This is a genomic window from Xanthobacter autotrophicus (genome assembly GCF_029991245.1).
In the GTDB taxonomy this organism is placed as follows: Bacteria; Pseudomonadota; Alphaproteobacteria; order Rhizobiales; family Xanthobacteraceae; genus Xanthobacter; species Xanthobacter autotrophicus_C.
Genome location: NZ_JAIVFO010000264.1, coordinates 1 through 2,413, shown reverse-complemented (window position 1 = coordinate 2,413; position 2,413 = coordinate 1). Strand labels below are relative to the sequence as shown.

The following is a 2,413-nucleotide window of genomic DNA, read 5'->3' as shown; positions in this document are numbered from 1 at the left end:
GCGCCGGAGAGCCTGTATCGCCCCGGCCCCCTCAGGGGTGAAGGCGAACCGGGCCGGCCCCGCCGCGCCTCGCGACAGGGGCACAGCCCGGTCCCACCTGGCTCTGAACCCGCTCCGCCGCCTCTCCGCTCACTTGGCGGTGAACAGTGAATCCAGCTTGGCGCCGGAGGCGAAGTGCTCGGCCTGGAGCTTCTGCCAGCCGCCGAACACATCCTCCACCTTCACGAGGCGCACCGGCGGGAACTGGGCCTTGAACTGCTCGGCCACCTTGGGGTCCACCACCCGGTTGAAGCCCTTGGCGGCAATGGTCTGGCCCGCCGGCGAATACAGGAATTCGAGATAGGCGGTGGCGGCGGCGCGGGAGCCGCGCTTGTCCACCACCTTGTCCACCACCGCCACCGGGAACTCGGCGAGCAGGCTCACGGAGGGCACCACCGTCTCCAGCTTGCGGTCGGGATACAGGCCCTCGATGGTCCGGGTCTCGGCCTCGAAGGTCACCAGCACGTCGCCGGTGTCGCGCTCCACGAAGGTGGTGGTGGCGGCGCGGCCGCCGGTGTCGAACACCGGCACATTGGCGAGCAGCTTCTTCACGAAGCCGTCGGCCTTGGCGGCATCGCCCTTGAACTGCTCCAGCGCGAAGGCATAGGCGGCCAGATAGGTATAGCGCGCATTGCCCGAGGTCTTGGGGTTGGGGAAGATCACCTTCACGTCGTCGCGCACCAGGTCCGACCAATCCTTGATGCCCTTGGGGTTGCCGGCGCGCACCAGGAAGGCGGGGAAGGAATAATAGGGCGAGGCGGCGTTGGGGAACTTCGCCTGCCAGTCCTTGGCCACGAAGCCGGCCTTGGCCAGCGTGTCCACGTCGATCACCTGGTTGAAGGTGACCACGTCCGCCTCCAGCCCCTCAAGGATGGCGCGGGCCTGGCGCGAGGAGCCGGCATGGCTCTGGTTCACGGACAGCTCCTGCCCGGTCTTGCCCTTCCAGAACGGGACGAACTCGGCGTTCACCGCGGTGAACAGCTCGCGGGAGATGTCATAGGAGACGTTGAGCAGCGTGTTCGGCCCCTGCTGGGCGAGTGCCGGCAGGGTGCCGAGGGGCGCCGCGGCGGCGCCGGCGAGCGCGAGAGCAAGAACGGCGCGGCGGGTGATCATGAGGCCTCTCCCATCCACATTTCACATCAAATGAAATGTATAATTCACATGCATCATGCTTAGCATGTGAAATTAAGGATGTGAACCGCCCTGCGGCAGGTCTGTTCCGCTGGGGATGGAGGCAGAGGGCGGCGCCACCAAGGCCGGCGCCGCCCTCGCCCCGTCACAGGCCGAGCTGCGCCATGCCGGCCTCGGGATAGCGCGTGCCCGCCACCGCCTCCGGAGCGAACAGGGCGTCGAGGCTGGCGATCTCGTCCGGCGTGAGGCGGATAGCGGTGGCCGCCGCGTTCTCCTCCAGATACTTGATGTGGCGGGTGCCGGGGATGGGGACCACATGCTCCTGCTTGCCGAGGATCCAGGCCAAGGCGATCTGGGCGCTGGTGGCGCCCTTGGTCGCCGCGAAATCGGCCAGCGCCTCGGTGAGCTTGAGGTTCTGCGCCAGCGCCGCCCCGGTGAAGCGGGGGTTGGCGCGGCGGAAGTCGTCCGGCGCGAGGCTGTCGGCGCTGGTCACCGCGCCGGTCAGGAAGGAGCGTCCCAGCGGGCTGTAGGCAACGAACGCAATGCCCAGGTCGCGGCAGACCTGAAGCATTTCCGTCTCCGGGTCCCGGCTCCAGAGCGAATATTCGATCTGCACAGCCGTGATGGGATGCACTTCATGAGCGCGCCGGAGCGTCTCCACCGAGCATTCCGAAAGCCCGAGGAAGCGCACCTTGCCCGCCTCCACGAGGCCCTTCATGGCGCCCACCGTCTCCTCGATGGGCGTGTTGGGGTCCACGCGGTGCTGGTAATACAGGTCGATGGTGTCGATGCCGAGCCGCCCGAGGCTGGCGTCGCAGGCGGTGCGCACATAGTCCGGCGTGCCGCTGATGCCGAGGCGCTCGCCGTTGGGCCCGCGCGCATTGCCGAACTTGGTGGCGAGGATCACCTCCTCGCGCCGGCCCTTGAGAAAGCGCCCGAGCAGCCGCTCATTGTGGCCGACGCCGTACATGTCGGCGGTATCGAAGAAATTCATGCCCAGTTCGAGGGCGGCTGCTAGGGTCGCAAGGGACTGTTCGTCGTCGCTGGGGCCGTAGAATTCGGACATGCCCATGCAGCCGAGGCCGATGGCGGACACGGAAAGACCCGAGCGACCGAGGGGGCGGTGGTCCATGGGGGACCTCATGATGATGAGAGGAATTGCACACGGCGCGACGTGGGCTGGCCGTGGATGTAAACTATACCGTACCGTTTACTTTTGTCAATGACCCGCGCCCCCATGCCG

Annotated in this window: 2 protein-coding genes; both read right to left on the bottom strand. The window is 67.2% G+C overall.

Annotated elements, in window-relative coordinates:
* Positions 1-129: 129 nt before the first annotated feature.
* A complete protein-coding gene (locus K9U41_RS22530; protein WP_282643073.1) occupies positions 130-1,152 on the bottom strand; it encodes a sulfate ABC transporter substrate-binding protein in 1,023 nt (340 codons plus the stop codon).
* Positions 1,153-1,315: 163 nt separating this feature from the next.
* Positions 1,316-2,302: an aldo/keto reductase gene (locus K9U41_RS22525; protein WP_282643072.1), complete on the bottom strand. Its 987-nt coding sequence runs from the start codon at positions 2,300-2,302 to the stop codon at positions 1,316-1,318.
* Positions 2,303-2,413: the final 111 nt, after the last annotated feature.